The sequence below is a fragment of the Streptomyces sp. NPDC060031 genome, assembly GCF_042736805.1.
Lineage (GTDB): Bacteria > Actinomycetota > Actinomycetes > Streptomycetales > Streptomycetaceae > Streptomyces.
This window is the reverse complement of the sequence record NZ_JBHWVM010000029.1, coordinates 58,558-83,919: the sequence shown is the minus strand read 5'-3', so window position 1 is coordinate 83,919 and position 25,362 is coordinate 58,558. Positions and strand designations below refer to the sequence as shown.

The following is a 25,362-nucleotide window of genomic DNA, read 5'->3' as shown; positions in this document are numbered from 1 at the left end:
GTGGGAATCTCCACCACCCTCTCGGCCCAGCCCGGGCACGCGGTTCCCGTGGCCGATCCCTACTCCGGGACCGGACGCCCACCGGTGGCGAAGTATCCCGACAAGCCACAGTCGATGAAACAGCTGGTCATCGCGGCAGGCCGGAAGGCGGCAAAGCCGGTGCAATGGCGTGAGGGCTCCCGGCCCGGCACCGGCCGCAGCGGCTTGAAGCGGATGTACTCGCGGTTCGTGCACTTGCGGATCCGGCCTGCCGGACGCGAAGTCCGCCAGGCCGTCGACGGCCCGGAACTGCCCGAGTGCCGGCTCCTGGCCGAGTGGCCGGCTGACCGGAGCGAACCCGTTCAGTTCTGGCTCTCCGACCTGCCCGCCGACACCCCGCTGACCACCCTGGTCCGCCTGGCCAAGCTCCGTTGGCGCATCGAGCACGACTACCGCGAGATGAAACAAGCCCTGGGTCTCGCCCACTTCGAGGGCCGCACCTGGAACGGATGGCACCACCACGTCACCCTCGTCTCCGTCGCGCACGCCTTCTGCACCCTGCAACGACTGGCCAGAGCCCCAAAAGACACGGCGCCGGCCTGAGCCTCTACCGCGTCGTCCGCGAGCTGCAGACCCTCCTCGCGACATGGACCGGCGTCTGCCCCACCTGTCACCCCGGCATACCCACACCAGCCCCAACCTGACCAAGCCCTACTAGGAGCGGCCGGCGCGGCACGGCGAGGGCCGCACCCACCGGTTGCCGGGCACTTGGTCGCGGCGCTGCCCCCGGCCGCCCACCCGAGCAGTTGCCCTCGCCGGGGCGCGCGCCCCACAGATCCGGACCGGCGCCACGCGGGCGGGCCAGCCCGTTCTCGGGCCTCAGCCGTGCAGAAAGGACTCCCGGAGCCGGGCGCGCGCCACAGCCGCCGGTGCCGGGCACGGGTGGTAGGGGCGGCGGGGGTGGGGCGGGGTCAGGAGGCGACGCGGGCGTCGTGGGTTATCTGGACGTCGCCCGTGTCTCCGAAGGTCAGGCGGCAGGTGTCCGCGCGGTACGTGGCCACCGAGACGGCGGCCGTGCCCGCGGCGGTGAAGTAGCGGGTGGTGACGAGGAGCACCGGGGCGCCGGGCAGGCGGTCCAGTTCCTTGGCGTCGTCCGCGCGGGCCGAGCCGAGCTCGACCGAGCGGTCCTGCCCGTCGAGGGCGAGCCGCTGCAGCTCCCGCAGGACGGCGCGGGCGCGCGCGGGTCCCGCCGGGGCGTCGATGGCGGAGAGTCCGGGGACGGAGGCGGCCGGCACGTACAGCAGCTCGGCGGCCACGGGCTGGCCCTGCGTCACGCGGGTCCGGCGAACGGTGTGCACGGGCTGGTCGGCAGCGGTGCCGAGGAGCCCCCGGACGGCGGCCGCGGAGGGCACGGTCTCCGTGGCGTCCACGGGCTCCCAGCCATCGGCGCCCTCGCCGGGCCAGCCGTGCTGCGCGCTGCCGACGTCCACGCCCACCCGCGGCGGGGCCACGGTGGTGCCCACGCCGCGCCGGCGCTGCAGACGGCCCTCGAGCTCCAGCTGCTCCAGCGCCTGGCGCAGGGTCGCGCGGGCGACACCGAAGCGGGCGGCGAGCTCACGCTCGTTCGGCAGCACCTCGCCGACGGCGAAATCCTGGTCGAGCGCCTCGCTGAGGACGGTCTTGAGGTGCCAGTACTTCGGCTCCGGCACCGATTCGAGCTGCGTGGTCCCCACCCTGACTCCTCCTGCAATCGCCGCAATCGCCGTGTTCCAGCGGCAGTTCCGCGCCTTTGTTTATTAAAGGTTCCTGCACTATCCCTGGTGACGATAGGACTACGCACCCCCTTGGTCAAGACCAATGCTCATCCCTTTGCCGGGCAGATCGGGCATACGCATCAAGCCGTTCACGGGATGTTCGCGATCTCCCTGAAGGCTCCCCGAAGCGCCCCGAAGGCGTTCCGCAGGCTTCACATCCCGGGACTACCGGGCAGTAGCCAGAGCGACACGGCTACTGACACTCTGTCTCGCAAGACCCCCACCGCCGCCCAACCGACGAGGAGCAGCATGACCGCCACGGTCTCCTTCACGATCGATTCGCCGCTCGGCCCCCGCACCGCCACCGCCGCGTACGAGCGCAAGGGCGCGGGCGAACCGCTCCTCCTGCTGCACGGGATCGGCCACCACCTCCAGGCCTGGCACCCGGTGACCGACATCCTGGCCGCCGAGCACGACGTGATCGCCGTCGACCTGCCGGGCTTCGGCGTCTCGCAGCCACTGCCGCACGGGCTCCCGTACGGTCTCGGCACCGTCGCCCCGGCCCTCGGCGCGCTCTGCGCGGCGCTCGGCGTCGAGCGCCCGCACGTCGCGGGCAACTCCCTCGGCGGGCTGCTGGCGCTCGAGATGGGCCGGAGCAACCTCGTCCGCTCGGTCACCGCCCTCTCCCCCGCCGGGTTCTGGACCGAGGGCGAGCGCCGCTACGCCTTCACCGCCCTGCGCGCGATGCGCGCCGGGTCCCGGGCGCTGCCCCGCCCCGCCCTGGAACGGCTCTCGCGCAGCGCCGCCGGCCGGGTCGTCCTCACCGGCACCATCTACGCCCGCCCGGGCCGCCGTTCCGCCGAGGCCGTGGTCGCCGAAACGCTCGCCCTGCGCGACGCCACCGGCTTCGAGGAGACCCTCGCGGCGGGCGGCTCCGTACGGTTCACCGACGACGTGCCCGGGCTGCCGGTGACCATCGCCTGGGGCGTCCGCGACCGGCTCCTCCTGCCCCGCCAGGGCCTCCGGGCCAAGCACGTGATCCCCGGCGCCCGCCTGGTGCGGCTCCCCGGGTGCGGCCACGTACCGATGAACGACGACCCGGCGCTGGTCTCCCGCGTCATCCTGGACACGATCCGTCGGGGCAACCCTGCGGGTGCGGCCGCGCTCTGACGCCGCCTCACCACCCCCTACCCCCTCCACTCCGCGTCCGCCCCCGTCCACTCGCGTCCTCTCTCGTTCATCCGCGGTTCGCGTGGCCGACGCGGGCGGGCCGGTGTGCGGCGGCACACTGGTCCGGCCCGTCCCCGCCGGCCCCTGGAGACGCACCGATGCCCCCGATGCCGCACACCCGACGCTCCCTGCTCGGCGGTTCCCTCGCCGTTCCGGTGGGCCTCGCCCTGTCCGGTGCCTTCGCCGCGCCCGCGCTGGCCGCCCCCGGTCAAACGCCCGTCCCCGTCCCCGTCCCCGCCTTCACTCGCGCCGGCCGCCCCGGCGCACCCTGGGGCGTGCAGTCCGGCGAGATCACCGCCCACTCCGCCACCGTCTGGACCCGCTCCGACCGGCCCGCGCGAATGTACGTGGAGACCTCCCCGAGCGAGTCGTTCCGGTACGGCGTGCGCCACCACCGCGGCCCGCTGCTCGGTCCCGCCACCGATTTCACGGGCACCACCACGCTGCGCGAACTCCCGCCCGGCCGCCAGATCCACTACCGGGTGGTCCTGTGCGACCCCGACGACCCGCGCCGCACCGGCGAGCCGGTGTACGGCACCTTCCGCACCACCCCCGTCTCCCGCTCCCGCGACGTGCGCTTCCTGTGGTCCGGGGACCTGGCCGGCCAGGGCTGGGGCATCAACCCCGACCTCGGGGGCTACCGCGTCTTCGAGGAGATGCGGCTGCGCGACCCCGACTTCTTCCTCTTCAGCGGGGACACCATCTACGCCGACGGGCCGATCCAGGCCTCCGTGCCCCTGCGCGACGGCAGCACCTGGCACAACGTGACCACCGAGGAGAAGTCGAAGGTCGCCGAGACCCTCGCCGAGTTCCGCGGGAACTTCCGCTACAACCTGCTCGACCGTAATCTGCGCGGCTTCAACGCCCAGGTGCCCGTCCTCGCCCAGTGGGACGACCACGAGGTGCGCAACAACTGGTACCCGGGCCAGGTGATCGACGACCCCCGCTACACCGTGCGGGACGTGGACACGCTGGCCGCCCGGGCCCGTCAGGCCTTCGGCGAGTACTTCCCCGTCACCGACCTGCGCGGCGGCCGCACCGAGGGCCGGATGTACCGCGTGATGCGGTACGGGCCGCTGCTCGACGTGTTCGTGCTCGACATGCGCACCTACCGCGACGCAAACTCCCCCGGCCGCCAGACCGAGGACCCCATCGGCATCCTCGGGCCCGAGCAACTGGCCTGGATCAAGCGCGAGCTGTCCCGCTCCCGCGCCACCTGGAAGGTCATCGCCGCCGACATGCCGCTCGGCATCGTCGTCGCCGACGGGGCCACTGACTTCGAGGCCGTCGCCCAGGGTGACCCCGGCACCCCGCTGGGCCGCGAGCTCCAGATCGCCGAGCTGCTGCGCCACATCAAGCACCAGCGCATCACCGGCACCCTGTGGCTCACCGCCGACGTCCACTACACGGCCGCCAACCACTACGCGCCCGAGCGCGCCGCGTTCCGCGACTTCGCGCCCTTCTGGGAGTTCGTCTCGGGCCCCGTCGGCGCGGGCGGCTTCCCCGCCGGGAAGCTCGACGCCACCTTCGGCCCGGAGACCGCGTACGTCCAGTCCGCGCCGCTCGCCAACATGTCGCCGTCGGAGAACCCTCCGTATTACGGCGAGGTCGAGATCGACGGGAGCAGCGGAGAGCTCACCGTCCGGCTGCGGCGCCAGGGAGGCGGCGTACTCTTCACGCGCTCGCTCCAGCCGGGCCGCGTGGGCCAGTAGGAAAATCAGCCCGAAAGCAGGGTGAATCGGCCGGATGGACACTTAACCAGTCGGTCACAGACCGTTCGTGATCACGCAACACCCCTGGGTCACAGTGGTCTGCATGACTGACCGCCTGCATGCCTCCGCCCATCGTCCCCAGCGCTCCCAGCGCTCCCGCCAACCCCACAGCAGCCACCGTCACCACTGGCGCCGCGACGTCGTGGAACTGGCCGCCCTGTTCTGCGCCGTCGCGGTCGCCGACGGCATCGCCAATCTCGTCGTGCACGGTCCGAGCGGCCCGATCCTGCTGGTCGTCTCGGCCGTCGCGCTGCTCGTGACGGCGGCGTTCCACACCTGGTGGGCCCGCCGCCACAGCCATGCGCCGCCGCCGCTGAGCACAGCCCCCTCCGATACGGGCACGCCGTCGGCTACCGCCCCGGCCGAGTCCCCGTCGGCGACCGCGGCCACCAGCGCCCTGTGGCGGATGCGCACGACCGTGCGGGACGAGCCGGGCAGCCTCGCCGCGATCTGCACCGCCCTCGCCCGGAGCGGCGTGGACATCCTGACCCTCCAGACGCACCCGCTCCCCGAGGGCGGCACGGTGGACGAGTTCCTGCTGCGCGCCCCGCAGCAGCTGCCCTCCGCCGAGCTCACCCGGGCCATCGCCGGCGCCGGCGGGCACAGCACCTGGATCGAGCGCGCCGACGCCCACGACCTCGTCGACACCCCGACCCGTGTCCTCGGCCTCGCCACGCGCACCGCGCTCGACGCCGCCGAGCTCCCGCTCGCGCTGCGCCAGCTGCTCGGCCGCTGCACCATCCACTCGATCCCGGCGACCACCCTCTCCGGCCGCCCCAACTCCGGAGCGGACGCCCCCGTCGAGGGCGTCCTGGAAGCCACCGTCATGCGGCTGCGCGACCCTTCGGGCGGCGCGATCACCGTCGAGCGGCCCTACCTGCCCTTCACCCCGACCGAGTTCGCCCGCGCCCGCGCCCTCGTGGAGCTCGACGCCCGCCTCGGCCCCCGCGTACCGCGCAGCCAGGACGTGCTGACCCTGCCCGAGGGCAACGAGATCACCATCCGCCGGGCCGACGGATCCGACCAGGCGGCGGCGCGCGCGATGCACGACCGCTGCTCCGACCGCACGCTGTCGCTGCGCTACCACGGCCCGGTCCTCGACGCCGACCGCTACCTCGGCCACCTCCTGAGCCCCCGCTTCGGCCGCACGCTGGCGGCCACCACGGCCTCCGGCAAGCTCGTCGCCCTCGGCCACCTGCTGTGGGACGGGGACGAGACCGAGGTCGCGCTGCTGATCGAGGACGACTGGCAGCGCCGGGGCATCGGCACCGAGCTGCTCGGCCGCCTGCTCTCGATGGCCGTCGAGGCCGGGTGCGACAGTGTGTACGCCGTCACCCAGGCCTCGAACACCGGCATGGTCGCCGCCATGCGCGGCCTCGGCCTGCCCCTCGACTACCAGATCGAGGAGGGCACCCTGGTGATCACGGCCCGGCTGCACGCGACCCCGGTCAACTCCCGGCTGCCGTACGAGCTTCCTCGTGAGCTCCCTCGCGAGCAGCCCCGCAGCCACCAGCGCTGAGCGCCTGGTCCAAGTCGGCCCACAGGTCGTCCACGTCCTCCAGCCCGACCGACATCCGCAGCAGCCGGTCGCTCACGCCCGAGGCGTGGCGGTCGCCCTCGGCCACGATCCGGTGGCTGATGGAGGCGGGGTGCTGGATGAGGGTGTCCACGCTCCCCAGGCTGACCGCCGGGGTGATCAGCCTGACCGCGGCGATCACCTCGTGCGGATCGCCGGCGGTCTCGAAGGCGACCATGGCCCCGCCGATCCTCGGGTAGTGCACGCGCAGCACCCGCGGGTCGGCGGCGAGGCGCCCGGCCAGTTCGGCGGCGCTCGCGGAGGCCGCCCGTACCCGGACCGGGAGCGTCGAGAGGCCTCGTAGCAGCAGGTACGCGGCGAGCGGATGCAGCACGCCGCCGGTCGCGAAGCGGACCTGGCGCAGCTTGCGGGCGAAGTCCTCGTCGCAGGCCACGACCCCGCCGAGCACGTCGCCGTGGCCGCCCAGGTACTTGGTGGCGCTGTGCAGCACCAGCCGGGCACCGCTCTCCACGGGCCGCTGCAGGACCGGCGTCGCGAAGGTGTTGTCGACCAGCAGCGGCACCTCCCCGCAGGCGTACGCGGCGGCCCGCAGGTCGATCTCGGCGAGGGTCGGGTTGGCGGGCGACTCGATCATGACCAGCCCGGTGTCCGGCCGGATGGCGTCCGCGATGCCCGCGGGATCCACCCAGGTCACCTCCGTGCCCAGCAGCCCGCTGCCGAGGAGGTGGTCGCTGCACCCGTACAGGGGCCGTACGGCGACCACGTGCCGCAGGCCCATGGCGCCGCGGACCAGCAGGGTGGCGGTCAGCGCGGCCATCCCGCTCGCGAAGGCGACGGCGCTCTCGGTGCCTTCGAGCCGGGCCAGAGCGGTCTCGAACCGGGCAGTGGTGGGATTGTCCAGCCGGGAGTAGACCGGCGGCCCCTCCGGGCGGGCTCCGGTGGTGGCGAACTCGTCGATACGAGCGGCCTCCGCCCGGCTGTCGTACGACGGGTAGGTCGTCGACAGGTCGAGCGGAGGCGCGTGCAGTCCGAGCCGCGCGAGATCCTCGCGTCCGGCGTGCACTGCTTCGGTGGCCAGCGACCGTCGTGCGGTCTGGGCGTTCGTCTCCATGGCCGGTACTTTGCGGGCCGGTCCGGTTGTGGGGGGAAAATGCCGTGCTACGTTCGGCCAATGTCCGAATCCGTCCATCTGGATCCGGCCGATCTGCAGATTCTGCGCCTTCTGCAGAACGACGCCCGGACCACGTACCGCGATCTGGCCGCCGAGGTCGGGATCGCCGCGTCCACCTGCCTGGACCGGGTCGCGCGCATGCGCCGATCCGGGATCATCCTGGGCAACCGGCTCCAGCTGGATCCGGCCAAGCTCGGCCGCGGGCTGGAGGCGCTGCTCCTCGTACAGGTGCGCCCGCACCGCCGCGAGCTGATCGGCCCGTTCGTCGACCGGGTCCGCTCGCTGCCCGCTTCCCGGGCGGTCTTCCACCTCACCGGGCCGGACGACTACCTCGTGCACGTCGCCGTCTCCGATCCCGCCGAGCTCCAGCGGCTGGTCCTCGACGAGTTCACCTCGCGGCGCGAAGTCGCCCGTGTCGAAACAAGATTGATCTTCCAGGAGTGGGACTGCGGGCCCCTGCTCCCGCCCACGTCAGCGGGTTGACGCCAAACGCTGATGACGCGGACCCGTCCCCCGTACGAAGATGACCGCATGTCACAGACCCACCTCAGCGACAGCACCGACGCCACGCGCCTGCCCCGCCAGGTCGCGGACGCCTACGTCGACGACCTCATCGCCCTCGACCCGATCACTGGCACCTATCTCGGTGTCGCGGCGAGCTCGGGCAGGCTCCCGGACTACTCCCCGGCCGGCCGCTCAGCGATCGCCGAGCTGAACCGCACCACCCTCGCCCGCCTCGACGCCGCCGAGCGGCTGCCGGGCGCGGACAGCGACGTCGAGCGCCGCTGCGGCCGCCTGCTGCGCGAGCGCCTCAACGCGGAACTCGCCGTCATCGAGGCCGACGAGGACCTGCGCGCGGTCAGCAACATCCACTCCCCCGTGCACTCGGTCCGCGAGGTCTTCACCCTGACCCCGGCCGACACGGACGAGGAGTGGGCCGCCATCGCCGAGCGGCTGCGCGCCGTACCGGCCGCCCTCGCCGGATACCGCGAGAGCCTGCGTCTGGGCCTGGACCGCGGCCTGTACGGCGGCCCGCGCCCCACCGCCACCATGATCGAACAGCTCACCGCGTGGACCGGCCGGAACGCCGACGGAAGCGACGGAAGCGACGGAAGCGACGGAAGCGCCTTCTTCGAGGACTTCGCCTCCCGCGGCCCCGACTCCCTGCGCGCGGAGCTGGACGCCGCCGCCGCCGGCGCCACCGCCGCCGTGGCCGAGCTGCGCGACTGGATGACCGAGGTCTACGCCCCGGCCGTCCAGGGACAGCCCGACCCGGTGGGCCGCGAGCGCTACGCCCGCTGGTCGCGCTACTTCAACGGCACGGACCTGGACCTGGACGAGGCGTACGCCTACGGCTGGGCGGAGTACCACCGCCTGCTCCACGAGATGAAGACCGAGGCGGCCAAGATCCTGCCGGGCGCCGGCCCCTGGGAGGCGCTGGGGCACCTGGACGAGCACGGCACCCACATCGAGGGCGTCGACGAGGTCCAGGCCTGGCTGCAGGGCATCATGGACGAGGCCATCGAGAACCTCGACGGCACGCACTTCGAACTCGCCGAGCGGGTGAAGCGGGTGGAGTCCCGGATCGCCCCTCCGGGCGGCGCCGCGGCCCCGTACTACACCAACCCCTCCGAGGACTTCTCCCGTCCGGGGCGCACCTGGCTGCCGACCATGGGCCAGACCCGCTTCCCGGTCTACGACCTGGTCTCCACCTGGTACCACGAGGGCGTTCCGGGCCACCACCTCCAGCTCGCGCAGTGGACGCACGTCGCGGACCAGCTCTCCCGCTACCAGGCGAGCGTGGGCCTAGTCAGCGCCAACGTCGAGGGCTGGGCGCTGTACGCCGAGCGGCTGATGGACGAACTGGGCTACCTCAAGGACGCCGAGCAGCGGCTGGGCTACCTGGACTGCCAGATGATGCGGGCCACGCGGGTCATCGTGGACATCGGCATGCACCTGGGTCTTCGGATCCCGGCGGACTCGCCCTTCCACCCGGGCGAGAAGTGGACGGTGGACCTGGCGCAGGAGTTCTTCGGCCTGCACAGCGGCCGCCCCGCGGACTTCATCGAGAGCGAGCTGACCCGCTACCTGTCGATGCCGGGCCAGGCGATCGGCTACAAGCTCGGCGAGCGCGCCTGGCTGCTGGGCCGGGACAACGCGCGCGCGGCGCACGGCGAGTCCTTCGACCTGAAGGCGTGGCACATGGCGGCGCTGTCGCAGGGTTCGCTGGGGCTGGACGACCTGGTGGACGAGCTGTCGAAGCTCTGATTCCGGTCCGGGCTCCGAGCCCGGGTGCACATCACGACGGGCCGCCCGTTCCCCGGGGGGAGCGGGCGGCCCGTTCGGGTGGGCGGCCCGTGCGGGTGGGCTGCGTTCAGCAGCCGCAGTCGTCGGAGTCGGTGGGCGCGGTCAGCGGGTCGGCCTCGGCGCGCTGCCGGCTGCCCTCCCAGGTCTCGACCTCGAAGCCCTCGCGGATCCAGTACTCGATGCCGCCGAGCATCTCCTTGACCTGGAAGCCGAGCCGGGCCAGGGCGAGGGCGGACCGAGTGCCTCCGTTGCAGCCCGGCCCCCAGCAGTACGTCACCACGGGGACGTCCTTGTCGAGGATCCGCTCGGCCTGCTCGGGGACGAGCGCGGTGGGCAGGTGGATCGCGCCGGGCACGTGCGCCTGGTCCCAGGACGGGGTGGAGCGGGAGTCGACCAGCTGGAAGCCGAGCGGGGCGCCCTGCTCACGGTGGGCCGTGAAGGCGGCGGCGACGTCCGAGACATCCGCGTGGAAGGCGAGGCTGGCCGCGAAGTAGGCGGCTGCCTCGGCCGGCGCGGCCGGGGGGACCCGGAGCACGGGGTTGGCGGAGAGGCCGGGGGCGGAGCCCGCTTCGGTGGTCTGCGGGTGTGTCGTCGTCATGGCTGAAAATTTACAAAGCGTCGATCATCCCGGGAAGTGGATTTCCCCGGCCTTTCCCTTGTTCCTCCGGGGAATACCCTGCTAGACCTGCGTCATGACCGGTTATTCCCCTGACGCCACCGACTGGCGCATCCTGGCGGCCCTCCAGCAGGACGGCCGCGCCAGTTTCACCGAGCTCGCGCGCGCCGTGTCCATGTCCGCGAGCGCCGTCACCGAGCGGGTGCGCCGTCTGGAGGAGGTCGGCATCATCACCGGCTACACGGCCGTGGTCGACCACGAGAAGCTGGGCAAGGCCATCCTCGCGCTGGTGCGGCTGCGCTATCCGCACGGCAACTACAAGCCGTTCCACGATTTCCTGGAGGCCACCTCCGAGATCCTGGAGGCCCATCACGTCACGGGCGACGACTGCTTCGTGCTCAAGGTCGCCGCCCGCTCGATGGCGCACCTGGAAGAGGTCACCGGCCGGATCTCCGGCCTCGGCCCGGTGACCACCAGCATCGTGTACTCGTCCCCGCTGTCCCGGCGACCGCTCAGTCCGTGACCCCCGCGGCGCGGTGGCGCACCACCGAGCCGCCGCGCTGCTTGACGATCTCCAACTGGGCCTGGACCCGGGTGCGCAGGTCGGCGACATGGCTCACGATGCCGACGCTGCGGTCCCGTTCGCGCAGCGAGTCCAGTACGTCGAGCACCTCGTCGAGCACCTGGTCGTCGAGGCTGCCGAAGCCCTCGTCGATGAAGAGGGTGTCCAGCCGCATGCCGCCCGCCTCATCGGTGACGACGTCGGCCAGTCCCAGCGCGAGCGCGAGGGAAGCGAAGAAGGTCTCGCCGCCCGAGAGGGTGGCGGTGTCCCGCTCACTGCCGGTCCAGGCGTCCACCACGTGCAGTCCCAGCCCGGAGCGACCGCGTCCGCTCGCCTTGGCGTCGGAGTGGACCAGGGTGTAGCGGCCCCCGGACATGCGCAGCAGCCGCACCGTCGCCGCGGCCGCGACCTGCTCCAGGCGGGCCGCCAGGACGTACGCCTCCAGCCGCATCTTGCGTTCGTTGTCGGCGGAGGTGCCCGCGGTGAGTCCGGCCAGCCGGGCCACCCGCTCGTACGCCTCGCGCAGCGGGCCCAGGGCGCGCAGCTCCTGCTCGGCCTGGCGGGAGAGCCGGTCGAGTTCGGCGCAGCGGACCCGGGCGGCGTCCACTGCGGAGCCGGCGGTACGCAGCTTCGCCGCGGCCTGCTGCGCGTACGCCTCGGCGGCGTCCGGCTCGGCCGGCGGCAGGGCCGCGGCGGCGGCCGTGTCGCTCTCGCCGAGCCGGTCGGCCAGCATGGCCTCCTCGGCCTGCCAGGCGTCCAGCCGGTGCTGGAGCGCGGTGCGTTCGTACTCCGGGAGCACCGCGTCGGCCGCGGCGTCCGTGGTGTCGAAGCCGGCACGGAAGGCGGCGTCGGCCAACTGGTCGTCGGCCTCCTTGAGCCGGGCGGCGGTGGTCTCGGCGCGGCGCAGCGCGGTGGCGGCCGAGGTGACCATCCGGACCCGCTCCTCCAGGGTCCGGGCGCGGGCGGCGACGCTGGGCTCGTCCCCGCGCACCAGGGCCAGCTCCGCCTCCAGCGAGGCCTGTTCGCGGTCCAGGGCCTCGCGCTGGGAAGCCCGGGCGGCGGCCCGGCGCTCGGCGCCCTGCCAGTCGGAGCTGCGGGCGGCGTGCTCCCGCTCGGCGCGGGCGAGCTGCTCGCGGGCGGCGTGCAGTCCGGCGGCCGCGGCGTGGGCGGCGGCGTGCCGGGAGCTCAGCTCCGAGGTCAGGGCGAGGAGTTCGGCGGTGGTGGCGTCCCCGGCGGCGGCCGCGGCCTCGGCACGGGCCTGGCGCACGGCGGCCAGCTCGCGCTCGACGGTGGCCCGGCGCTCCTCGGCCTGCTCGTAGCGGGCGTGCGCCGCGTCCTCGGCGGCCCGGTCCACGTGTCCGGGGGCCGGCCGGGCCGGAGCGGGGTGCTGCGCGGACCCGCAGACCGTGCACGGTTCCCCCGCCACCAGCGCTTCGGCGAGTTCGGCGGCGATCCCGCGCAGCCGGGCCTCCTTCAGCTCCAGCCAGCTCTCCCGAGCGGCGGTCGACTCCTCGCGTACGGAGAGCAGTTCGCCCGAGGTGCGCTCCGCGGCGGCGTCCAGCTCGTCGCGCCGCCGGGCGGCGGTCAGGTGCAGCCGGGCGGGCTCCAGCTTGCCGGCGAGCTGCTCGGCCAGCGTGGCGGCCTGCTGGGCGGCGTCCACCCGCTCCGCGAGCGCGGCGCGGGTGGCCTCCCAGCGGCCGAGCCACTCGGCGGACTCCTGGTGCTGCTCCTCGGCGGCGCGGACCTCCCGTTCCAGGGTGGCCCGCTCGCGGCCGATCTCGGCGCTGCGCTGTTCGGCCCGGTGGGCGGCGCCCAGGGCTCCGAGGTCCTCGCGCAGCCGCTGCTCCACGGCGGCCAGGTGCTCGGTACCCGCCTCGGCGAGCGCGGGCGGGAGCTGCGCCCGGGCGAGCGACTCCGCGTGCGCGGCGGCCATGTGCCCGGCGGCGGCGGCTCCGCGCAGCTCCAGGGCGGGGGCCACCAGGGCGCCGCGCCGGGCCCGGTCGAGCAGGCCGCGCACCCGTTCCCGCTCGGGGCCCGCCTCGGCGAGCAGGGCGGAGCGGCGGGCCGTCTCCGCGTGGCGGCGCTGCAAGCGGTCCAACTCCCGCGCCTCCTCGGCGGCGCGCCGGGCGGCGGCGTAGCGTCCCTCGACGGCGGCCAGCGCGTACTCCGCGACGGCCAGCCGCTCCCGGGCGGCGCAGCGGGCGACGGCCGCCCAGGCGCGGACCGCGTCGGCCAGCCCGGGGTCGCCCGGCTGGTGGCCGGGCAGCGGCCAGGACCGCAGATCGGCGCTGTCCCCGGCGGCCTGGGCGAGCCGCTGGGCGGTGGAGAGCACCTTCTCGTCGCCGGCGCGGACCTTGGCTTCGGCGGCGCGGCGGCGCTCGCCGAGCAGGGTCTCGACGGCGGCGAAGCGCCGGGTGTCGAACAGCCGGCCCAGCAGTCGGCCGCGCGCCACCTCGTCGGCCCGCAGGAAGCGCGCGAACTCCCCCTGGGGCAGGAGCACGACCTGGCAGAACTGCTCGCGGCTCATGCCGAGCAGCTGCTCGATCTCCTCACCGATCTCCTGGTGGGAACGGCTGAGCGCGAGCCAGCGTTCCCCGTCGTACTCGCGCAGCCAGCTCTGCGCCTTGTCCTTCGTCGTCCCGGTGCCGCGCTTCTTGGGCCGGTCCTGCTCGGGCCGCCGGGTGATCTCCAGGCGCCGCCCGCCCGCGGTGAGTTCGAGGGTGACCTCCGTCGGGGTGCCGTCGGCGGCGTGGTCGCTGCGCAGGCTGGTGCCGGGGGCCTGACGGGACCCGGGCACCGATCCGTACAGGGCGTAGCAGACGGCGTCGAGGACGGAGGTCTTGCCGGCTCCGGTGGGCCCGTGCAGCAGGAAGATCCCGGCGCCGGACAGCGCGTCGAAGTCGACCTCCTGGGGCTCGGCGAAGGGACCGAAGGCGGTGACGGCCAGCCGGTGCAGCCTCATCGGTGGGTCTCCTGCCGGCTGTCGTCGGCCCGCACCTCGTCGAAGGCGCCCTGCAGCACGGCCCGTTCGGCCTCGTCGGCGAAGCCGCCGCCGCGCACGTGGCTGACGAAGTCCTCGGCGATCTCCTGGTCGCTGCGGCCCTTGAGGCGCTGGGCGTAGCTGGTCCCGCCGTCCTCCTCGCGGCCCTCGGGGTCGAAGCCGAGCGCCAGGGTGTGCGGGAAGCGGACGGCGAGCTTCGCCATGGGGTCCTCGGGCCGGACGGGGTCGGTGAGGGTGACCTCGACCCAGCAGTCCTCGTACGGGGTGTGCGCCGGGTCCTCCAGCAGTGCGTCGAGCCGCCCCCGCAGCCGGGCGAGCCGGCGGGGCACGGGGGTGTCGAGGCGCTCGGCGCGCACGATCTCGCCGACGGCGCCGAGCTCGATCAGCCACATGCTCTTGCGGTGGTCGGCCTCGGAGAAGGAGTAGGCGAGCGGGGAACCGGAGTAGCGCACCCGTTCGTTGATCGTCTGGCAGCCGTGGAGGTGGCCGAGGGCCGCGTAGTCCACCCCGTCGAAGACGGCCGCGGGCACGGCCTCGACCCCGCCCACGGTGATGTCGCGCTCGCTGTCACTGGCCTGCCCCCCGGTGACGAAGGCGTGGGCGAGGACGACGGAGCGCGTGCCGGGCGCGCGGCCGTCCAGGTCGGCCCGGATCCGGTCCATGGCCGCGCCCAGGACCGCCTCGTGGCTGACCTTGCCCGCGCCGAACTCGTCCTTGACCAGGGCCGGTTCCAGGTACGGCAGCCCGTACAGCGCCACCTCGCCGTGTACGTCGGCCAGCACGACCGGGTCGGCGCAGCCGGCCGGGTCGGTCCGGAGGTGGATCCCGGCCCGCCCGATCAGCCCGGCCCCGACGCCGAGGCGGCGGGCGGAGTCGTGGTTCCCGGAGATCATCACGGTGGGCACGCCGAGGTCGGCGAGGCGGTGCAGGGCCTGGTCGTAGAGCTCGACGGCGGGCAGCGGGGGCACGGCACGGTCGTAGACGTCACCGGCGACCAGGACGGCGTCGACCTCGTGTTCCCGGGCCGCCCCGACGAGGTGATCGATGAAGGCGGCCTGGGCGGCGAGCAGGTTCACGCGGTGGAAGGAGCGGCCCAGGTGCCAGTCGGAGGTGTGCAGGAACTTCACTCGCCGGCCCCGCCGCGCATACCGTCTCCCCCTGCTGAACAACCGTGCTGGACAACCCTGCCGAACCGGCCCTGCCGCGCCCTGAACCCCTCTACGCTAACGCGTCCCCGGAGCCCCTCGGGCCGCTCCGCAAACTCAGGGCGCGTAGGTCTCCCCGCCGAGGGTGAGGGTGGCGCTGCCGGCCGTACTGTCGGCGAGCCAGGCCTCGAAGGCGGGCAGATCGGCCTCCGGGAGGGCGACCTCGATCTCCACGGCGGCCCCGTAGCGCAGGTCCACCACGGTGCGGCCCGTCGAGCGCAGGTCGTTCTGGGTCTTGCCGGCCCGCTGGTGGTCGACGGTGACGGTGGCCAGCCGGTAACGGTGGCGGGTGACGGTGCCGAGCGCGTCGAGGGCCTCGCCGACGACGCCCCCGTAGGCCCGGATCAGCCCGCCGGCGCCGAGCTTCACGCCCCCGTAGTAGCGGGTGACGACGGCGACCGCGTACCGGATGTCGCGGCGCATCAGCATCTGGAGCATCGGGACCCCGGCGGTGCCGCCGGGCTCGCCGTCGTCACTGGCCTTCTGGACGGAGGCGTCGGCGCCGATGACGTAGGCGAAGCAGTTGTGCGTGGCGGTGGGGTGCTCCTTGCGGATGCGCGCGACGAACTCCTGCGCCTCCTGCTCGGTCGCGGCGGGCGCGAGCGCGCAGAGGAACCGCGAGCGGTTGATCTCGGACTCGTGCACACCCTCGCGGGTCACCGTCACGTACTGGTCTGCCTTCACCGCTCCACCCTACGGGGAATCGGACAGGTGTCCTTTCGGTTGTTCGGGCTGCAACGCAGACCAGAGCAGCAGGAGGCGGCACCGTGTACGGCGATCCGGCAACCATCCGCAAGATCCTCACCGAGCTCGGCGACACCTGGGCCGTGGTGGGCTTGTCCGACAACCGGGACCGGGCGGCGTACGGCGTGGCCCGGGTGCTCCAGCGGTACGGCAAGCGCGTGGTTCCCGTGCACCCGAAGGCCGAGACGGTCCACGGCGAGCAGGGGTACCCGTCGCTGGCGGCGATCCCCTTCAAGGTGGACGTGGTGGACGTCTTCGTGAACAGCGCCCTGGCCGGGACGGTCGCGGACGAGGCGGTGGCCGCGGGGGCGCAGGCCGTCTGGTTCCAGCTCAACGTGGTCGACGAGGCCGCCTTCGAGCGCACCCGCGCGGCCGGTCTGGACATGGTCATGGACCGCTGCCCGGCGATCGAGATCCCGGCGCTCGGCCAAGGGGGCCGGGGAGCGTCGTCAAAGTAGCGTCCCCCGCCAGCCAGACGGGACTTTGACGACACGACCTAGGAGGCGCCGCCGCGCTGCTCCGCCTCCGCCAGCTGGGCCAGCGCACGCAGCTGGTCCGGTGTGACCCCGTCGGGAATCGGCACGGGGGCCGGGGAGCGCAGCGGCGGCTGCCAGCCCGTCTCGGGCTCCCAGCGGCGTACGATCCGGGCCGGCGCCCCCGCCACCACGGCGTGGTCGGGCACCTCGCCCCGTACGACGGCCCCTGCGGCCACCACGACGTTGCGGCCGAGCCGCGCCCCGGGCAGGATCACGGCGCCCGTGCCGAGCCAGCAGCCCGGCCCGATCTCCACCGGGGCGCTGCGGGGCCACTGCTTGCCGACGGGCTCGTGCGGGTCGTCGTAGCTGTGGTTGGTGGAGGTGATGTACACCCCGGGGCCGCAGAAGGTGTCGTTGCCGATGGTGATCCGGGTGTCCGCGACCACATGGCTGTCGCGGCCGATCACCACGCCGTTGCCGAGGACCAGGACGGGTTCGGTGCCGAGGTCGAGGTCCGGCATCATCCCGGCGGTGAGCGTGACCTGCTCGCCGATGATGCAGTGGTCGCCCAGCCTGATCCACGGTTCGCCGAAGACCGTCCCCTGCGGGAAGGCGAGCCGGGTCCCGTGCCCGATCGCGCCGAACCGCAGCCGTCCGGGGGTCTGCGCGGTCACGGCGCCGGCCCGCTGCATCCACTGCCAGCCCGCGTGCACGGCGCGGTTGGCGAGCCGACGGCGCAGGGCGGTCAGGGATGAGAACGTGTTCTGGTTCTTCGGCACCCGGCCACGGTAGTGCGCGGCGCGGCGGCGGTCCGGATCGCCCTCCTGTGATCTTCACCCCATCGCCGGGCCGGGCGGCCGCGTGCCCTACCGTGCGTGGGGGCGCGACAACCGCAGGACGCACGACGCAAGAGCAGAGGAAGAGAAACATGACGCAGCACGCGGCGCAGGCACTCGTGGCGGGTGTGGGCGGGAAGAGCCCGTCCATCGACCCCGAGGCGTTCACGGCGCCCACCTCCGTGGTGATCGGCGACGTCACCCTGGCCGCGGGCGCGAGCGTATGGTACTCGGCCGTGCTGCGCGCCGACTGCGGACCGATCGTGCTCGGCGCCGACAGCAATGTGCAGGACAACTGCACGATCCACGTCGACCCCGGCTTCCCGGTCTCCATCGGCGAGCGCGTCTCCATCGGCCACAACGCGGTCGTGCACGGCTGCACGGTCGAGGACGACTGCCTGATCGGCATGGGCGCGACCGTCCTGAACGGGGCGGTGATCGGCGCCGGCTCCCTGGTGGCGGCCCAGGCGCTGGTCCCGCAGGGCATGGTCGTCCCGCCGGGCTCGCTCGTCGCGGGCGTCCCGGCCAAGGTGCGGCGCGAGCTGTCCGCGGAGGAGCGCGAGGGCCTCAAGCTCAATGCCGCCATGTACCTCGAGCTGGCCGAGCAGCACCGCGCGGCGTTCGCCCCGGCCGAATAGACCGCGGCGCGGGGTCGGGGCGGGGGGAGACCCCCGCCCCGGTCGGCGACCCGGCAGGGCGACCCCGCAGGCGATCAGTCGACCAGAACCGCCGGTGCGGCCGTCTTGGCCGCCTTCTTCATGCGGCTGCGGACCATCGCGGTCACCGCCAGGCCGAACAGCAGGGCCACGGCCAGCGCCACCCAGGAGAAGCCCTTCAGCCACGGCTCCGCGACGATCCCGATCGTGTAGATGACGGCCGTCGTACCGCCGGCCCACAGGATGCCGCCGAGGATGTTCGCGATCAGGAAGCGCCAGTACGGCATGTGCAGCACCCCCGCCAGCGGCCCGGCGAAGATCCGCAGCAGGGCCACGAACCGTCCGAAGAAGACGGCCCACATGCCCCACTTGTCGAAGGAGCGTTCCGCCACCGCCACCTGGTCCGGCCCGAAGTGCTTGGGGAACCGCCGGCCCAGCCGGTCCAGCAGCGGCTGCCCGCCCTTGCGCCCGATCGCATAGCCGATCGAGTCGCCGACGATGGCCCCGGCGGTCGCACAGATCCCCAGGACCACCGGGTCGACCTCCCCGTTCTGGGAGGCCAGCAGCGCGGCGCTCACCAGGATGATCTCGCCCGGCAGCGGAATGCCGAGGCTCTCCAGCCCGATGACCAGCCCCACCAGGAGATAGATGCTGACCGCCGGAATCGTCTCCAGCCATTCCTGGATGTGCACCGGTACGTCCTCCCGAGTCGTCGCCTGCGGAACGGGCAGCTTATCGGCTCGCCACCACAGCCTTTGCCCTCAGCGGGAGTTCGCGGGAGGAACGGCCCGCGAACACCTCGCGACGGCCTGAACCCAGCACCCACGCGTGCTGCTCCGGATCCCAGGAGGACAGCGTCCGGGGTGGGATGTCGAGGGTGACCCGCTGCGCCTGGCCCGGCCCCAGCGTGAGCCGCCGGTAGCCGGCCAGCGCCCGCACCGGCTGGTCGAGCGTCAGCTCCGGGGACGGGCCGACGTACACCTGGGCCACCTCGGTGCCCTTGCGCCGCCCGGTGTTGCGGACGGTGAACTCCACGCGCAGCCCGCCGTGCTCGGGCCGGACCGTCAGCTTCTCGTACTCCCACGTCGTGTACGAGAGCCCGTGCCCGAAGGGGAACAGCGGCGCCACGTGCTGCGCGTCGTACCAGCGGTGGCCGACGTGGACGCCCTCGCCGTACTCCTGCCGGCCGCCCACCCCCGGATAGCGCAGCGGGTCCCCGCCGACCGGGGTGGCGTGGTCGTCGGCCGGGAAGGTCTGGGTCAGCCGGCCACCCGGGTCCACGTCGCCGAAGAGGATGTCGGCGGTGGCTCCCGCGCCCTCCTGGCCGGGGTAGTACATCTGGAGGACCGCTCCGGTACGGGAGAGCCAGGGCATCGTCGTACTGGAGGAGGTGTTGAGCACGACGGTGGTGCGCGGGTTGGCGGCGGCGACGGCCTCGATCAGCGCGGCCTGCCCGCCCGGCAGCCCGAGCGAGTCGCGGTCGCTGCCCTCGGTGGCGTCCTCGTACGCGAACAGCACCACGCTCCGGGCCGACGTGGCGGTGCGCACGGCCTCGGCCAGATCCGTGGCCCGGCCGGCCTTCGTGGTGTGCCGGAGCCGGAACCGCTGCCCCCGCGCCCCGCCCTCGGCTGTGACGGCGAGCCGGTGGACCCCCGCCTTGAGCGCGAGGGTGCGGCGGCGCACGCTCAGCCCGTCGGGCGCGGAACCGAGCAGTCCGCCGGCGAAGTACTCGGCCGCGCCCTGCCGGACGGGAAACAGCTCGGCCCCGTCCAGCCGCACGCTCGGCCGCTGCCCCGTGTAGTGCACGAGCAAGGTCCACTCGTCGTCGGCCGGGAGGGTGAACCGCGCCTCGTGGCTCCACGTGCGCCCGGCGTCCACGCCCCGGTCGTCCAGGTCCGCGGCCGGCGTCAGCAGCTTCGCCGGCAGGGGCCGCCCGTACAGGTCCTCGCCGACGGCGTAGTGCACGGTCGAGCCGTTGCCGGCGCGGGCCCGGATGGCGGCGAGCGGGGCGGCCGCGGCGTCCGGGACCACGTGCGCGCTGCCGCCGCCGCTGACGAAGGGGGTCTGCCCGGTGGGCCCGATCACGGCGATCGAGCGGGCCGCCGCGCCGGTGAGCGGCAGGGTGGCGTGCTCGTTGCGCAGCAGTACCGCGCCCGCGGTGGCGACCCGCCGGGCGACCCGGGCCCCCGCCGCGGGCTCCCGCGCCGGCCGGGCGGCGGGCCGGGCCGCCAGCAGCCCGAAGCGGTCCATGGTCGCCAGGATCCGGCGTACCGCGAGATCGACCGAGGCCTGCGGCACGGTGCCGCCGCGCACCGCGTCGCGCAGCGGGCCGCCGAAGTGGGTGCCGCCGGGCATCTCCATGTCGAGGCCCGCGCCGATGGCGGCGACGGTGCTGTGGGTGGCGTCCCGGCCGGACATCACCCAGCCGTCGAACCCCCAGCGGCCTCGCAGCAGTTCGTCGAGCAGCGGCTTGCTCTCGCAGGCGTAGACGCCGTTGACCTTGTTGTACGCGGCCATCACCGCGCCGGTTCCGGCGGCCACGGCGGCCTCGAAGCCGCGCAGTTCGGTCTCGTGCAGGGTCTGCTCGGCGGCGACGACGTCGACGGTGTCGCGGCCCTGCTCCTGGTTGTTGAGGGCGAAGTGCTTGACCGTGGCGATGAGCCCCTCGTCCTGGATCCCGCGGACCACCTCGGCCACCAGGTCCGCGGTGAGTTTGGGGTCCTCGGCGAAGGTCTCGAAGTTCCGGCCGGCGTACGGGGTGCGGATGAGGTTGACCATGGGCGAGAGCAGTACGTCCTGGCCGAGCGCGCGGCCCTCGCGGCCGAGGACGCGGCCGTACTCGCGGGCCAGTGCCGGGTCGAAGGCGCAGGCCAGCATCACGGGCGCGGGCAGGGCGGTCGCCCGCTCGGCGACCCTGACCCCCGCGGCGCCGTCGGCGAGCCGCAGCGGCGGGATGCCGAGGCGCGGCACGCCGGACACGTAGCCGGCCTGGCCGAGCGGGGCCGGGTCCGGCGCCCCGTGCAGCAGGGAGGTCTTCTCTTCGAGGGTGAGGCGCGCCAGCAGGGCGTCGAGGCGGGCGCTGCTGCCGGGCCCCGGCGCGGCGGCCGCCGCGGCTGCGCGTACTCCCGCGCCGTGCGGAACCTCGGCCACGCACCCCGCGGTCCCGAGGGCGGCGCCGACCGCCCCGAGCAGCCGCAGCGCGCAGCGTCTGGACACGGCCTCGCTCATGGGGGCTCCCTGCGGCGTCGGCATCGGCGTCAGTCGGCGGGAGCGGCCCGCGCCGGACCGCTCCCCCGCACACTGTGCGCCGCCCTCCCGGGGGCTCCGCTCTGACGCGCCACCGCACCGAGCAGGTTCAGCCCTGCGGCGGCTGCGGCACTCCGTCGCGGCTCTGCCGCGGCTCGTCCCGGAGCTGGACCCGCGCCTCGGTGCGGTGGCCGCGCGCGACGTAGTCGCGTACGACGGCCTCCACCGCGTCCTGGGGCGAGCCGATCCCCGCGAGGACCATCACCTCCACCACGAGCTCGGCATCGAGGCTGACGGCGACCTTCGCACCCTGGGCCACGGCTGCCCCCTCCATCGTCGTCGGAGTCTTCGGAGTCTTCGGAGTCGTCGAAGCCGTCGGCCGTCGGACTCTCGGAGGGGGGACTCTATCGCCGCGGCCCTGGTCTGCCTACGCGTTCGGGCGCAGGGTCCAGATGACGGTCATCTCGCCCGTCACGGCCTCGTCCTCGCGCTGGATGGCGATGGTGACGGGGAACTCGGGGCGGCCGCCCGCGTCGAGTTCGGCGACGACCTCGGCGGCCGGGCGGCCGAGGGTGGCCGTGGCCGTGACGACGCCCTTGGCGAGCTTCTTGTAGCCGATCTCCGCCCGCACGGCCAGCGGCACGGCGCGCGAGAGCTGGTCGCCGAAGGCGGCCAGGACGATGGCGCCGCTCGCGGACTCGGCGAGGGTGAACATGGCTCCGGCGTGCGGGCCGCCGACGTGGTTGTGGTAGTCGGGCTGGTCCGGAAGCCGGACGACCGCGCGCTCGGGGGTGGTCTCCAGGAACTGGAGGTTCAGGGTCCGGGCCATCGGCACGGTTGCGGCGAGCAGTTCGCCCACGTTCATCTGGTCTGCACTCATGGACGCGATGTTACCCGCCAGTAAATATCCTTGGCCAGACCTGCCGCCGGAACTGCCGCCGGACCTGCCGCCAGACCGTCAACCCGACCTGGAGGGGGCGGCCGTGGATACCCGCGTCGGCTCCCACTATCGTTACCGGCCATGTGGCCAGGACAGCAGCAGCCGCCCGGGGGCGAGCAGAACCCCCAGGACGCGCACCAGAATCCGTACCAGCAGCAGCCGGGACAGCCGAACCCGTACCAGCAGCAGCCGGGGTACGGCGAGCAGCAGCCCGGCTACGGGTACCCCCAGCAGCCGGGTTACCAGCAGCCCCCGACCGTTCCCGTCCAGCAGTGGGGCCCGGCGCAGCCGGCCGCCCCGAAGCCGGCCGGCGGCGGCAGCCCCTTCTCGACCAGGACCGTGGCCATCGTCGCGGCCGCGGCGGTCGTCGTGGCGGCCGCCGCCACCGGGACCTTCGTACTGACCCGGGACGACAAGTCGACCGACGAGGCCGACAACAAGCCCAGCACCTCCCCCTCGGCGCCCGCCTCCTCCGGCTCCGCGGCGCCGGCCGCCCCGAGCTCCAACCCGCGTGCCGGCGGTGACGTCAAGCCGGTCATCGCGGGCTGGAAGGTGGTCGTCAACCCGAAGTACGGCACCGCCTTCGACGTCCCGCCCGAGTGGAACGTCCTGACCTCCGGGATGTCCATCGGCTTCGAGGACGAGAACAAGAGCGACGGCTCGGCGGTCGTCATGATGTCCGCCCCCGCCCGCCTCAAGGACGACTGGTGCAAGGTCGACTCCGACATGAACGGCAGCGAGGAGAAGACCGCACTGGCCGGCACCGGGACCAAGGGCGGCCAGGGCGCCAAGGACACCGCCGAGGCCGCGTACAACGAGGCCGGCAACTGGGCCTTCGCCGCGTACGCGCAGAAGGCGCCCAAGGGCACGACCAAGGTGACCGCCGCCAAGGAGTACACCACCGCCTCCGGTCTCAAGGGGCACACGGCGACCGCAACCGTGAGCGGCCTGCCGAAGGAGAACAAGTGCTCCTCCGACGGCAAGTCCATCGCCTTCAGCTTCAAGACCGCCAACGGTGACTTCTCCAGCTGGATCCTCTACGGCGCCGCCGGCGTCCAGGGCGAGGTCCCGCAGGAGACCTACGAGAAGATCCTGAGCACGGTCCGCCTCACCACGAGCTGATCCCCCGCCGAGACCCCCCTGGGCCGGATATCCGTTTGGATTCCCGGCCCGGGGCGGGGATAGTCCGGGGGTGAGCTCTCCCCCCGCCTCCGCCGACCGCACGTCCGCTCCGCGCCGCCGCCGACCCCCGTGGGCCGGCCGCAACTACACCCTGCTGACGGGCGCCGCGGTCGTGACGAACCTCGGCAGTCACGGAGCGCTCATCGCGGCCGCCTTCGCGGTGCTGGAAGCCGGCGGGTCCGGCGGGGACGTGGGCCTGGTGGCCGCCGCCCGCACCCTGCCGCTCGTCCTCTTCCTGCTCATCGGCGGCGCCCTCGCCGACCGGCTGCCGCGGCACCACGTGATGGTCGCGGCCAACGCCCTGAACTGCCTCTCGCAGGCCGCCTTCGCCGTGCTCGTCCTCGCCGGGGACCCGCAGCTGTGGCAGATGATGCTGCTCACCGCGCTGTGCGGCACCGGTACCGCCTTCTTCAACCCTGCCGCCGAGGGCATGCTGCTCTCCAGCGTCTCCGGGGAGCACTCCAACCGCGCCTTCGCCCTGTTCCGCATGGCGATGAACGGCGCGGGCATCGGCGGCGCCGCCCTGGGCGGAGCCATGATCGCGGCGATGGGGCCCGGCTGGGTGCTGGCCGTGGACGCGGCCGCCTTCGCCGTCGCCGGCGCCCTGCGCGCCTTCCTCGACGTCGGCCATGTCACCGAGCGGGCCCCCGGCGGCGGCCTGCTGGCCGATCTGCGCGAGGGCTGGGTGGAGGTCAGGACCCGGCCCTGGCTGTGGAGCATCGTGCTCCAGTTCTCCGTCGTCGTCGCGGTCGTCGGCGCCGCCGAGGCGGTCTACGGGCCGCTGGTCGCCCGGGACCGGCTGGGCGGGCCGGCTCCCTGGGGCCTGGCACTGGCCTTCTTCGGCATCGGCACCATCGGCGGGGCCGTGCTGATGATGCTGTGGAAGCCGCGCCGGCTGCTGCTGGTCGGGACGCTCTGCGTGTTCCCGCTGGCGCTCCCGTCGGCGGGGCTGGCGGTGCCGCTGCCGGTGTGGAGCCTGTGCGCGGTGATGTTCGTCAGCGGCGTCGCCATCGAGGTGTTCGGCGTGAACTGGATGACGACCATGCACCAGGAGATCCCGGAGGAGAAGTTCTCCCGGGTATCCGCCTACGACTGGTTCGGCTCGGTTTCGATGCTCCCCCTGGCCACGGCCGTCGCGGGCCCCGTGGAAACCGCCGTCGGCCGCACGTCCGCCCTGTGGGGCTGCGCGATCCTGGTGGTCGTCGTCACCGCCGCGGTGCTCGCCGTCCCGGACGTCCGCCGCATGACCCGGCGCGTGCCGGCGCCCGTGAAGGCCTCCGCGGCCCCCGCCGAGGCCCGGCCGGTCGGCCTGCCCATCGACTAGCCGAGGCTGAACGCCCCCTCCGGCGGCGGCGGGGACGCCACCGCGTCCGCGTCGGCGACTGGGGCGGCACCGCGCATGAGCCGCGCCAGGGCCGGGCCCGCCTGCACCCGCGCGGGGAACGCGTCCGCCGCGCACCGCCGCGACAGGGCGGCCAGGGGCAGCTCCGCGTCCGAGGCCAGCAGCACGGCGTTGCCGAACCGCCTGCCGCGCAGCACGGACGGCTCCGCGATCAGGGCGAGCTCCCCGAACACGGCCGCGAAGTTGGCCAGCTGGGACCGCAGGAAGTCGAAGGGCGCCCCGTCCGCCAGGTTCGCCGCGTACAGCCCGCCGGGCCGCAGCGCACGGGCCGCCGCCCGGGCGTACTCCACCGAGGTCAGCTGCGCCGGGACCCGCGAGCCGCCGAACACGTCGGCCACCAGGACGTCCGCGCCCGCCGCCGGAGCGGTCTCCAGCCAGGCCCGGGCGTCGGCCGCGTGCACCGTGACGCCCGACCCCTCGGGCAGGGGGAGGTGTTCCGCGACCAGGTCCACCAGCGCGGCGTCGAATTCGACCACCTGCTGGCGGGACCCCGGCCGCGTCGCCGCGGCGTACCGCGGGAGCGTCAGCGCGCCCCCGCCCAGGTGCAGCAGGTCCAGCGCGGCCCCCGGCCGCGCCGCGCAGTCCAGTACGTGCGCGAGACGGCGTACGTACTCGAACTCCAGGTGCTCCGGGTCGTCGAGGTCCACGTACGACTGCGGAGCCCCGTCCACGGTCAGCAGCCAGGCCCGCTCGCCGTCCATGTCCGGCATCAGCTTGGCGGTGCCCTGGCCCACGTCCCGGATGAC

At 73.9% G+C, this 25,362-nt stretch carries 23 protein-coding genes; 11 read left to right on the top strand and 12 right to left on the bottom strand.

Annotated elements, in window-relative coordinates; genetic code table 11:
* Positions 1-582 (top strand): transposase (locus ACFWB8_RS15980; protein ID WP_385226366.1); only part of this gene is annotated, 582 nt, incomplete at its 5' end.
* A 368-nt stretch (positions 583-950) separates the two neighbouring features.
* Here ACFWB8_RS15980 and ACFWB8_RS15975 read toward each other — a convergent pair.
* On the bottom strand, positions 951-1,712 hold the full coding sequence (locus ACFWB8_RS15975) for a GntR family transcriptional regulator (protein ID WP_385226364.1): 762 nt from the start codon (positions 1,710-1,712) through the stop codon (positions 951-953).
* 330 nt (positions 1,713-2,042) lie between these two features.
* Here ACFWB8_RS15975 and ACFWB8_RS15970 point away from each other — a divergent pair, with 330 nt between their 5' ends.
* The 3 genes from ACFWB8_RS15970 to ACFWB8_RS15960 all read left to right on the top strand — a co-directional run bounded on the left by ACFWB8_RS15970 (position 2,043) and on the right by ACFWB8_RS15960 (position 6,254).
* Positions 2,043-2,903, top strand: a complete 861-nt coding sequence (locus ACFWB8_RS15970) for an alpha/beta fold hydrolase (protein ID WP_385226362.1) — start codon at positions 2,043-2,045, stop codon at positions 2,901-2,903.
* A 167-nt stretch (positions 2,904-3,070) separates the two neighbouring features.
* Positions 3,071-4,675: an alkaline phosphatase D family protein gene (locus tag ACFWB8_RS15965; protein ID WP_385226360.1), complete on the top strand. Its 1,605-nt coding sequence runs from the start codon at positions 3,071-3,073 to the stop codon at positions 4,673-4,675.
* A 103-nt stretch (positions 4,676-4,778) separates the two neighbouring features.
* On the top strand, positions 4,779-6,254 hold the full coding sequence (locus ACFWB8_RS15960) for a GNAT family N-acetyltransferase (RefSeq protein WP_385226358.1): 1,476 nt from the start codon (positions 4,779-4,781) through the stop codon (positions 6,252-6,254).
* Here the strand turns inward: ACFWB8_RS15960 and ACFWB8_RS15955 are convergent.
* A complete protein-coding gene (locus ACFWB8_RS15955) occupies positions 6,184-7,383 on the bottom strand; it encodes a trans-sulfuration enzyme family protein (protein ID WP_385226356.1) in 1,200 nt (399 codons plus the stop codon). The two genes, ACFWB8_RS15960 and ACFWB8_RS15955, sit on opposite strands and share 71 nt — an antisense overlap.
* Positions 7,384-7,443: 60 nt before the next feature.
* Between ACFWB8_RS15955 and ACFWB8_RS15950 the strand changes: the two genes are divergently transcribed.
* Both ACFWB8_RS15950 and ACFWB8_RS15945 read left to right on the top strand, forming a co-directional pair.
* Positions 7,444-7,926, top strand: coding sequence for an Lrp/AsnC family transcriptional regulator (locus ACFWB8_RS15950; RefSeq protein ID WP_385226354.1), 483 nt, complete (start codon positions 7,444-7,446; stop codon positions 7,924-7,926).
* Between the two features lie 48 nt (positions 7,927-7,974).
* On the top strand, positions 7,975-9,711 hold the full coding sequence (locus ACFWB8_RS15945; RefSeq protein ID WP_385226352.1) for a DUF885 domain-containing protein: 1,737 nt from the start codon (positions 7,975-7,977) through the stop codon (positions 9,709-9,711).
* Positions 9,712-9,817: 106 nt separating this feature from the next.
* Here the strand turns inward: ACFWB8_RS15945 and ACFWB8_RS15940 are convergent, their stop codons facing one another.
* Positions 9,818-10,348, bottom strand: coding sequence for a rhodanese-like domain-containing protein (locus tag ACFWB8_RS15940; protein WP_385226350.1), 531 nt, complete (start codon positions 10,346-10,348; stop codon positions 9,818-9,820).
* Positions 10,349-10,442: 94 nt separating this feature from the next.
* Between ACFWB8_RS15940 and ACFWB8_RS15935 the strand changes: the two genes are divergently transcribed.
* Positions 10,443-10,889: an Lrp/AsnC family transcriptional regulator gene (locus ACFWB8_RS15935; RefSeq protein ID WP_385226348.1), complete on the top strand. Its 447-nt coding sequence runs from the start codon at positions 10,443-10,445 to the stop codon at positions 10,887-10,889.
* On the opposite strand, the gene ACFWB8_RS15930 is transcribed toward ACFWB8_RS15935, so the two are convergent.
* From ACFWB8_RS15930 to ACFWB8_RS15920, 3 genes are all read right to left on the bottom strand, one after another.
* Positions 10,879-13,890, bottom strand: coding sequence for an AAA family ATPase (locus ACFWB8_RS15930; RefSeq protein WP_385226346.1), 3,012 nt, complete (start codon positions 13,888-13,890; stop codon positions 10,879-10,881). The genes ACFWB8_RS15935 and ACFWB8_RS15930 overlap by 11 nt on opposite strands.
* Entirely contained in the window at positions 13,887-15,056 is a 1,170-nt protein-coding gene (locus tag ACFWB8_RS15925; RefSeq protein ID WP_385226344.1) for an exonuclease SbcCD subunit D, read from the bottom strand. Before ACFWB8_RS15925 ends, ACFWB8_RS15930 begins: the two co-directional genes overlap by 4 nt.
* Positions 15,057-15,191: 135 nt before the next feature.
* The gene (locus ACFWB8_RS15920) at positions 15,192-15,818 is read right to left on the bottom strand and encodes a YigZ family protein (protein ID WP_385226342.1); all 627 of its coding nucleotides are present in this window, start codon (positions 15,816-15,818) and stop codon (positions 15,192-15,194) included.
* Between the two features lie 83 nt (positions 15,819-15,901).
* On the opposite strand from ACFWB8_RS15920, the gene ACFWB8_RS15915 reads away from it, so the two are divergent.
* Entirely contained in the window at positions 15,902-16,336 is a 435-nt protein-coding gene (locus tag ACFWB8_RS15915) for a CoA-binding protein (RefSeq protein WP_385226340.1), read from the top strand.
* A gap of 38 nt (positions 16,337-16,374) precedes the next feature.
* Here the strand turns inward: ACFWB8_RS15915 and ACFWB8_RS15910 are convergent, their stop codons facing one another.
* The gene (locus ACFWB8_RS15910; RefSeq protein WP_385226338.1) at positions 16,375-17,133 is read right to left on the bottom strand and encodes an acyltransferase; all 759 of its coding nucleotides are present in this window, start codon (positions 17,131-17,133) and stop codon (positions 16,375-16,377) included.
* A gap of 149 nt (positions 17,134-17,282) precedes the next feature.
* Between ACFWB8_RS15910 and ACFWB8_RS15905 the strand changes: the two genes are divergently transcribed.
* Positions 17,283-17,828, top strand: coding sequence for a gamma carbonic anhydrase family protein (locus tag ACFWB8_RS15905; protein ID WP_385226336.1), 546 nt, complete (start codon positions 17,283-17,285; stop codon positions 17,826-17,828).
* A gap of 74 nt (positions 17,829-17,902) precedes the next feature.
* Here ACFWB8_RS15905 and ACFWB8_RS15900 read toward each other — a convergent pair whose 3' ends face one another.
* The 4 genes from ACFWB8_RS15900 to ACFWB8_RS15885 all read right to left on the bottom strand — a co-directional run bounded on the left by ACFWB8_RS15900 (position 17,903) and on the right by ACFWB8_RS15885 (position 21,972).
* Positions 17,903-18,538 (bottom strand): DedA family protein, encoded by a 636-nt coding sequence (locus ACFWB8_RS15900; protein ID WP_385226334.1) that lies wholly within the window; start codon positions 18,536-18,538, stop codon positions 17,903-17,905.
* Positions 18,539-18,578: 40 nt separating this feature from the next.
* A complete protein-coding gene (locus ACFWB8_RS15895) occupies positions 18,579-21,074 on the bottom strand; it encodes a beta-glucosidase (protein WP_385226332.1) in 2,496 nt (831 codons plus the stop codon).
* A 127-nt stretch (positions 21,075-21,201) separates the two neighbouring features.
* The gene (locus tag ACFWB8_RS15890) at positions 21,202-21,426 is read right to left on the bottom strand and encodes a DUF2191 domain-containing protein (protein WP_385226330.1); all 225 of its coding nucleotides are present in this window, start codon (positions 21,424-21,426) and stop codon (positions 21,202-21,204) included.
* Between the two features lie 93 nt (positions 21,427-21,519).
* Positions 21,520-21,972, bottom strand: a complete 453-nt coding sequence (locus ACFWB8_RS15885) for a DUF4442 domain-containing protein (protein WP_327261373.1) — start codon at positions 21,970-21,972, stop codon at positions 21,520-21,522.
* A 141-nt stretch (positions 21,973-22,113) separates the two neighbouring features.
* On the opposite strand from ACFWB8_RS15885, the gene ACFWB8_RS15880 reads away from it, so the two are divergent.
* Positions 22,114-23,154, top strand: a complete 1,041-nt coding sequence (locus ACFWB8_RS15880) for a hypothetical protein (RefSeq protein WP_385226328.1) — start codon at positions 22,114-22,116, stop codon at positions 23,152-23,154.
* A 70-nt stretch (positions 23,155-23,224) separates the two neighbouring features.
* A complete protein-coding gene (locus ACFWB8_RS15875; protein ID WP_385226326.1) occupies positions 23,225-24,538 on the top strand; it encodes an MFS transporter in 1,314 nt (437 codons plus the stop codon).
* Here ACFWB8_RS15875 and ACFWB8_RS15870 read toward each other — a convergent pair.
* A complete protein-coding gene (locus tag ACFWB8_RS15870) occupies positions 24,535-25,326 on the bottom strand; it encodes a spermidine synthase (RefSeq protein ID WP_385226372.1) in 792 nt (263 codons plus the stop codon). The two genes, ACFWB8_RS15875 and ACFWB8_RS15870, sit on opposite strands and share 4 nt — an antisense overlap.
* Positions 25,327-25,362 lie beyond the last annotated feature (36 nt).

Coding starts and splice junctions, on each gene's coding strand:
- ACFWB8_RS15970 (WP_385226362.1), top strand. CDS start 2,043: ATGACCGCCACGGTCTCCTTCACGATCGATTCGCCGCTCGGCCCCCGC.
- ACFWB8_RS15965 (WP_385226360.1), top strand. CDS start 3,071: ATGCCGCACACCCGACGCTCCCTGCTCGGCGGTTCCCTCGCCGTTCCG.
- ACFWB8_RS15960 (WP_385226358.1), top strand. CDS start 4,779: ATGACTGACCGCCTGCATGCCTCCGCCCATCGTCCCCAGCGCTCCCAG.
- ACFWB8_RS15955 (WP_385226356.1), bottom strand. CDS start 7,383: ATGGAGACGAACGCCCAGACCGCACGACGGTCGCTGGCCACCGAAGCA.
- ACFWB8_RS15950 (WP_385226354.1), top strand. CDS start 7,444: ATGTCCGAATCCGTCCATCTGGATCCGGCCGATCTGCAGATTCTGCGC.
- ACFWB8_RS15945 (WP_385226352.1), top strand. CDS start 7,975: ATGTCACAGACCCACCTCAGCGACAGCACCGACGCCACGCGCCTGCCC.
- ACFWB8_RS15940 (WP_385226350.1), bottom strand. CDS start 10,348: ATGACGACGACACACCCGCAGACCACCGAAGCGGGCTCCGCCCCCGGC.
- ACFWB8_RS15935 (WP_385226348.1), top strand. CDS start 10,443: ATGACCGGTTATTCCCCTGACGCCACCGACTGGCGCATCCTGGCGGCC.
- ACFWB8_RS15930 (WP_385226346.1), bottom strand. CDS start 13,890: ATGAGGCTGCACCGGCTGGCCGTCACCGCCTTCGGTCCCTTCGCCGAG.
- ACFWB8_RS15905 (WP_385226336.1), top strand. CDS start 17,283: ATGACGCAGCACGCGGCGCAGGCACTCGTGGCGGGTGTGGGCGGGAAG.
- ACFWB8_RS15895 (WP_385226332.1), bottom strand. CDS start 21,074: ATGAGCGAGGCCGTGTCCAGACGCTGCGCGCTGCGGCTGCTCGGGGCG.
- ACFWB8_RS15890 (WP_385226330.1), bottom strand. CDS start 21,426: ATGGAGGGGGCAGCCGTGGCCCAGGGTGCGAAGGTCGCCGTCAGCCTC.
- ACFWB8_RS15885 (WP_327261373.1), bottom strand. CDS start 21,972: ATGAGTGCAGACCAGATGAACGTGGGCGAACTGCTCGCCGCAACCGTG.
- ACFWB8_RS15880 (WP_385226328.1), top strand. CDS start 22,114: ATGTGGCCAGGACAGCAGCAGCCGCCCGGGGGCGAGCAGAACCCCCAG.
- ACFWB8_RS15870 (WP_385226372.1), bottom strand. CDS start 25,326: ATGCCGGACATGGACGGCGAGCGGGCCTGGCTGCTGACCGTGGACGGG.